4 protein-coding genes and 2 pseudogenes are annotated in these 6894 nt (G+C 67.2%); 2 read left to right on the plus strand and 4 right to left on the minus strand.

The window, feature by feature from the left end; genetic code table 11:
- Window positions 1-4 precede the first annotated feature (4 nt).
- Window positions 5-1466: pseudogene (locus tag M9978_RS21660) on the minus strand (NAD-dependent succinate-semialdehyde dehydrogenase).
- A 283-nt stretch (window positions 1467-1749) separates the two neighbouring features.
- On the opposite strand from M9978_RS21660, the gene M9978_RS21665 reads away from it, so the two are divergent.
- Window positions 1750-2739, plus strand: a complete 990-nt coding sequence (locus M9978_RS21665; protein ID WP_254297052.1) for a cyclase family protein — start codon at window positions 1750-1752, stop codon at window positions 2737-2739.
- 15 nt (window positions 2740-2754) lie between these two features.
- Complete coding sequence (locus M9978_RS21670; protein WP_254297053.1) at window positions 2755-4335, plus strand: GMC family oxidoreductase; 1581 nt, start codon at window positions 2755-2757, stop codon at window positions 4333-4335.
- On the opposite strand, the gene M9978_RS21675 is transcribed toward M9978_RS21670, so the two are convergent.
- From M9978_RS21675 to M9978_RS21685, 3 genes and pseudogenes are all read right to left on the minus strand, one after another.
- Window positions 4332-5495 carry an alpha-hydroxy acid oxidase gene (locus M9978_RS21675; protein WP_254297055.1) on the minus strand — a complete coding sequence of 388 codons (1164 nt, stop codon included), beginning with the start codon at window positions 5493-5495 and terminating at the stop codon, window positions 4332-4334. The genes M9978_RS21670 and M9978_RS21675 overlap by 4 nt on opposite strands.
- Window positions 5496-5542: 47 nt before the next feature.
- Window positions 5543-6700, minus strand: coding sequence for an acyl-CoA dehydrogenase family protein (locus M9978_RS21680; RefSeq protein ID WP_254297057.1), 1158 nt, complete (start codon window positions 6698-6700; stop codon window positions 5543-5545).
- Between the two features lie 69 nt (window positions 6701-6769).
- A pseudogene (locus M9978_RS21685) lies at window positions 6770-6894 on the minus strand (electron transfer flavoprotein subunit alpha/FixB family protein); the annotation flags it as partial.

Consider the following 6894-nt stretch of genomic DNA (forward strand, 5'->3'; position numbering starts at 1 on the left):
ATCGTCAGGCCGTAGCGATCCCGATCGCGACGTACTTCATCTCCATGAAATCATCGAGGCCATAGCGCGACCCCTCGCGGCCGATGCCGCTCTGCTTGACCCCGCCAAACGGCGCCACCTCGGTCGAGATGAGGCCGCGATTGACGCCGACAATGCCATATTCGAGCGCCTCGGCGACCCGCCACGTGCGGCTGAGGTCGTTGGTGTAGAAATAGGCGGCGAGGCCGAATTCGGTATCGTTGGCGATGCGGATCGCCTCCGCCTCATCGTCGAAGCGGAACAGCGCGGCGACCGGCCCGAAAATCTCCTCGCGTCCGAGCCGCATCGCCATCGTCGCGCCGCCGATCAGCGTTGGCTGTACGAAGGCGCCGCCGCGCGGGTCCTCCTCGCCGCCGACGATGACGCGGGCGCCCTGATCGACGGCCTCGGCGACCAGCGCCTTCACGTCCTGCGCCGCGCGCGCGTTGATCAGCGGGCCGATCTGGACGTCCGGCGCCATGCCGTCGCCGACCCGCAACGCCGCGATCTCCTCGCCGAGGCGGCGGGCAAAATGGTCATAGATGCCCGATTGCACCAGAAAGCGGTTGGTGCACACGCAGGTCTGGCCGCCATTGCGGTATTTCGATTGCATCGCGCCCGTCACCGCCGCCTCGACATCGGCATCATCGAACACGATGAAGGGCGCGTTGCCGCCCAGTTCCAGCCCGACCTTCTTCACCGTCGACGCGGCCTGCGCCATCAGCTGCTTGCCGATCTCGGTCGATCCCGTGAAGCTGACCTTGCGCACCAGCGGGTTGGTGGTGAGCTCGAGCCCGATCCCGCGGGAGTCGCGGCCGGTGACCACGTTGATCACGCCAGCGGGAATGCCCGCGCGTTCCGCCAGCACCGCCAGCGCCAGCGCGGTCAACGGCGTCTCTCCCGCGGGCTTGATGACCATCGTGCAGCCCGCGGCAAGCGCAGGCGCGGCCTTGCGCGTGATCATCCCGGCCGGAAAATTCCACGGCGTGATCGCCGCGACGACCCCGATCGGCTCCTTGAGCACCAGAATGCGCCCATCGGGCTGCGGCGAGGGAATGGTGTCGCTAGGCACGCTTCGCTTCTTCGGCGAACCATTCGACGAACGAAGCGGCATAGATGATCTCGCCGCGCGATTCAGCGAGCGGCTTGCCCTGCTCGGCGGTCATGATCAGCGCAAGATCGTCCTGTGCTTCGATCATCAGGTCGAACCAGCGCCGCAGGCGGAGCGAACGCTCCTTCGCGGTGAGGGCGCGCCACACAGGAAAGGCGTCCGCCGCCGCCTGCACGGCCGCGCCGACCTCCTCGCGGGTAAGGTTGGGCACCGTGCCCACTTCCGCGCCGCTCGATGGATTGAGCACGGGAAAGGTCAGGCCCGATGCGGCCGCCTGCCATTCGCCACCGATCGGGCAGAGGTTCTTGAGGAGCGCCGGATCATTCAGTTGCAACATGGCGCGCTCCTGGCAGGACAGTCAGGCGACATCCCCGGCCCGGACGCGTTTCGCAGGGCCATCGGCTGCCGCCGTTTGCAGAAAGGACCGGTCAGCCCTCGCCTCCCCCCACTCCGGCGCAGCGACCCGGCGGCATGAACCGTCGCGACGCGGCGCTGCTGCTGGGGGATCGGGCCTGCCGGAATGTCTAAACCCCGGACGCTTGCACTCCTGCGGCAGTGGATCGCCCGCGGGCGTGCTATGGGTTACGGCAGCCGTCCGGCAGTTACGGAGGAGGATGCAGGTGAACGCGCTTAATTCGTGGCATTGCGACTGCTGCAGCGTCACCGGGATCAGCCGGCTGGAGGCGATCGGCGAGCTTTCGGCCAGCGAAAGCGAATTGCAGGCGCTGTTCGAGAAGGTCCGCAACTGGGGCCGCTGGGGCAGTGACGATCAGCGCGGCACGCTCAACCATATCGGCCCTGCCGAAATCGCACGCGCCGCCGCGCTGGTGCGCGAAGGGCGGACGGTCAGCCTCTCGCGCCCCTTCCCCACCCAGCCCGGCGCCGAGAATCCGCGCCCCGCGCAGCATTTCATGATGGTGACCGGCGAGGACCGTCACGCGCCGCATCTGCCCGGCATGGAGGCTTCGTTCGATTATATCGGCATCGCCTTTCACGGCCTTGTCTGCACGCATCTCGACGCGCTGTGCCACATCTTCCGCGACGGCCTGATGTACAATGGCCGCCCGGCGAGCGACGTCAAAAGCCGGGGCGCGGTCAGCAACAGCGTCATGGCGGCGCGCGACGGCATCGTTGGCCGCGGCGTGCTGCTCGACATGCCCCGCGCACTGGGCGTGGACCATATCGAACCCGATCATCTGGTGACGCCGGACGAACTCGAAGCCGCGGAACGCAAGCTCGGCGTCACGGTGGCGAAGGGCGACATCCTGACCGTTCGCATCGGGCGCGACGTGCGTCCGGGGAATGGCGACGGCCGCATCGCGGGGCTCCACCCCCATGTCGCCGGATGGCTGCACGAGCGTGAGGTGGCCGTGCTCGGCGGCGACGGCCCCAACGATGCGATGCCGCCCAACCGGCTGTCCGCCTGGCCCAACCCGATCCACGAGCTGTGCCTGGTGGGAATGGGCATGCAGCTGCTCGACAATCTCGACCTCGAACGCGCCGCGAAACTCTGTGCGGAGCTCGATCGCTGGTCGTTCCAGATCGTGATCGCCCCGCTGCTGATCGAGGGCGGCACCGGGTCGCCGATCAATCCCATCGCCATCTTCTAGCGCGCAAGGTCAGCTTTGACGGATTTCGACTACATCATCGTCGGCGCGGGCTCGGCGGGCTGCGTGCTGGCCAACCGGCTTTCGGAGAACCCCGGCAGCAAGGTCCTGCTGCTGGAGGAAGGGCCGGAAGACGACAGTCTGCTGGTGCGGATGCCGAAGGGCAACGGCAAGACGCTGCAGTCGCCCAAATATACCGCCTACCACCCCACCATCCGCCACACCGCAGCGGGTCAGGAAATATGGGTTCGCGGCAAGCTGCTCGGCGGCTCGGGCTCGGTCAACGGCATGGTGTGGGTGCGCGGCCAGCCCGAGGACTATGACCATATTGCGGCGCTCGGTAACGCCGGCTGGGCATGGGCCGACATGGCACCCTATTTCAAGAAGCTCGAGGATCATGCGCTTGGCGAAAGCGCGACGCGCGGGACCGGCGGGCCGATCAAGGTCACGGTGCATCCGCCCTCGCCGCTCGGCGATGCGTTCATCGAGGCCGGGGCGGCGATGGGCTTGGCGCGCAAGACCGACCTCAATGTGCCGGATCAGGAAGGCATCGGCTATCTGTCGATGAACATCGACGCGCGCGGACAGCGGTGCAGCGCCGCGCGCGGCTTCCTCAAGCCGGCCCGTCATCGTCCCAATCTGAAGGTCGTCACCGGCGTCCGCATCGACCGGCTGCTGATCGAGGGCCGACGCGCGGTCGGCGTCGCCGGCATCCGCGGCGGCCAGCCGGTGGAATACCGGGCGCGCGGCGAGGTCATCCTCAGCGCCGGAACGCTCGCCACGCCGCGGATCCTGCAGCTCTCCGGCATCGGCCCCGCCGAACATCTCGCGGCGTGCGGCGTGCCCGTGGTGCTCGATGCGCCGGACGTCGGCCAGAATCTGCGCGAACATTTCCTGCTGATGCTGAACTATCGGCTGAAGGACTGGGCACACAGCCAGAACCGGTGTTTTTCCGGCCTCGGGCTGGTCAGATCGGTGGCCGAATATCTGCTGCTGCGGCGCGGACCGCTCAGCAACTCGTCCTATAGCGCGGGCGCGTTCGTCCGTTCCGACGCTGGCGCGCAGCGGCCCGACGGGCAGCTGATGTTCGTGCCTTGGACGCGCGACTGGGCGACCAAGAAGTTCGGCGACTATCCGGGGATGAACGTATTCTCCTACCAGTTGCGGCCGGAGAGCAAGGGCAGCGTGTCGATCGAGGCCGCCGATCCCGCGCAACCGCTGCGGATCGCGCCCAATTACCTCGCCACGCAGCACGACCGCGATGTTTCTGTCGCCCTCACTCGCTATCTGCGGCGGCTGATGGCATCCCCGCCGATCGCTGGGCTGGTCGCGGGCGAGACCGAGGAGACCAGCTGGGCTCAGACGGAAGAGGAGATCCTGCAACTGTTCGCCCAGCGCGGCGCGTCCGGCTATCATAATTGCGGCACCGTCGCGATGGGCGCGGTGCTCGACGAGCGGCTGCGCGTGCGCGGGCTGGACGGGCTGCGCGTGATGGACCTGTCGATCCTGCCCGAACCTCTGTCGGGCAACACCAATGCGCCGGTCATGGCGATGGCGTGGCGCGCCGCCGATTTGTTTATCGAGGACGCCAGGCGCTAGCGGCTGTCCCGGAAGATCAGCCCGCTGCCAATCTCGCCGACGGTGCGGACGCCGCACAATTGCATCGTCCGCTCCAGCTCGTCGGCAAAGATGGTGATCGCGCGCGATGCACCTTCCTCCAGCCCGGCAAAGGCGCCGAACAGGGTCGCGCGTCCGATCAGCACCGCGCTGGCGCCGAGCGCACACGCCTTCACGACGTCGCTGCCGCGGCGGACGCCGCTGTCCATCCACACCTCGGCCCGACCCGCCACGCTCGCCACGACCCCCGGCAACGCGTCGATCGGCGCGACCGATCCATCGAGCTGGCGACCGCCGTGATTCGAGACCACGATCGCATCGATTCCCATCGCGGCAAGGCAATCGGCATCGTCGGGATGCAGGATGCCCTTGACGATCATCCGGCGCGGCCAGTTGTCGCGCATTTCCTTGAGCCGGTCCCAATCGAAGCTCGGATCATAGCTGCGGCCGACTGACGAAGCGATCCGGCTGGCGCTCGTCGCCTGAGTTTCCAGCCCGATCAGATTCTCGATCACGGGCATGCCATGCCGCGCCATCGCCAGCAGCCAGCGCGGGTGAAAGGCAAAGTCGCGCAGATGCCGGGCGGAGAAGCGGAACGGGAAGGACATGCGGTTACGCGCGTCACGCTCCCGCTTTCCGCCGACCGGCAGATCGACGGTGATCATCAGCGCTTCGTAATCCGCCGCCAGCGCTCGTGCGAGCAGGCCGTTCAGGAATTCGCGGTTGCGCAGGATATAGGCCTGGAACCACAGCCGCCCGGGCGCCTCCCGCGCGATCCGCTCGATCGATGCCGTCGCCGACGTGGACAATGTATAGGGGATTCCGGCCTCTGCCGCGGCCCGCGCGATGGCGCCATCGCTGCCGTGACGACCGAAGCCCGGCCCGCCCGTCGGCGCGATGGCGATCGGCAATTCCGACCGCGCGCCGAGGATGGTCGTCGACAGATCGACCGACGACACGTCGACGAGCGGCCTGGGCAAAAGCCTCAGACGCCGGAACGCCTGGATATTCTCTTCGAGGCTGACCTCGTCCTCCGCGGCACCGTCGAAGAAATCGAAAATGCCCGGCGGAAGCTTGCGCTTGGCGAGCAGCCGCAACTCGCCGATCGAGCAAGCATTCGAAACCCCGCGCTGCTTCCACATCAGGCGCTTCCCTGCCCTGGCCGTCCGATCCGCACCTGAAGCGATTCCTACGCCACGGCCAAGGGCGAATTGAGCGGGTCGAAGTCGATCGACGCGAGGATCGCGGCGTTGCGGTATACCCGTTCCTGCGGATGATCGGTGACGATGCCGGCCGCACCCATGATCTGCACGCCTTCACGCCCGCTGTCCGCGATGAGCTGATTGGCCGAGGCAATCACGGCGCTGGCCTGGCGCTCGCGCGCTTCCGGGTCGATGTCAGCGGTGACCACGTCGAGCATGCTCAGGCGCAGCGCCTCGGCCTCCATATAAAGGTCCGTGAGCGTGAACGAGATGGCCTGATAGGCGATGATCGGCTTCCCGAAAGCGGTGCGGGTCTGCGCGTAGTCGCCCGCATAGCGCGTCGCGGCAGCCGCGGCGCCGATACAGATCGCCGCATGCGCCATCCGGCACGTGGTCAGCGCGTCGAGCAGGCCATCCGGCTTCAGCGCAGCATCGGCGGGCACTGCGAGTTGGCGGATATGCGCCTCGAGCGCAGACGGACACGCCGTCATTCCCAGCCGTCGTCCCGACGCCTCGGCACTGAAGGTCACCGCGTCACCCGGCTCCTCGGCAATGACCGCGGTGAGGTGGCCGTCCGCGTCCCGGCCGACGATCACCGCCACGGCGGCATCGCTCGGATACATCACCGGCGACTTGTAGCCGTTGACGACGAGGTGGTTGCCTTCGGCGCGGACTTCGGTCTGTACCTCCGATGGCGCGATGCCGCGTCCCTCGTACATATAGAGGCTGGCCGGCAGGAACGGATCCTCGGTAAAGCGCGGCAGCCATTTGGCCTTTTGCGCCTCGGTGCCGCAAGCTGCAATGACCCACGCCACCTGCCGCGATGCCAGCCAGGCATAGGCGATGCCCGCATCGCTCCAGGCCAGCGATTCCGCTGCGAGACAAAAGGACACCGGGTCGTTCGCACCCGACACGAAGCCGTCGGCACCGGGAAGTCCGAACTTCGCCAGATCGGTACGCACGGCCGCGGGAATGGCACCCATATCCTCGGCCTCGCGGGCGAAGGGCCGAAGCTCGATCGCAGCCGCCTTGAGCTCGTCGGTCATGCGTTTTTGGGTGGGGTCCAAACTCAAGTCCAGCATCGGTGAGGCCTGTTCCGTGAGGTGACGTCGATCGTCGAAGAAGGTGCCGCCGGCTGCGCGCACCGCTTGCAGGTCATGACAGGCGAGCCGGTGCGAACCCCCAAGCAGCCACCGGCCGCGATCCGGCTGGATTCACAGTTTCTCGGTGAGTTCGGGCACGATCTTGAAGAGGTCGCCGACCAGTCCGATGTCGGCGACCTGGAAGATGGGGGCGTCCTCGTCCTTGTTGATGGCGATGATGGTCTTGGAGTCCTTCA

This window comes from Sphingomonas tagetis (genome assembly GCF_024211275.1).
In the GTDB taxonomy this organism is placed as follows: domain Bacteria; phylum Pseudomonadota; class Alphaproteobacteria; order Sphingomonadales; family Sphingomonadaceae; genus Sphingomonas; species Sphingomonas tagetis.

Bases quoted from the DNA above. Each gene is read 5' to 3' on its own strand.
- M9978_RS21675 (WP_254297055.1), bottom strand. From the start codon at position 5,495: ATGTGGAAGCAGCGCGGGGTTTCGAATGCTTGCTCGATCGGCGAGTTG.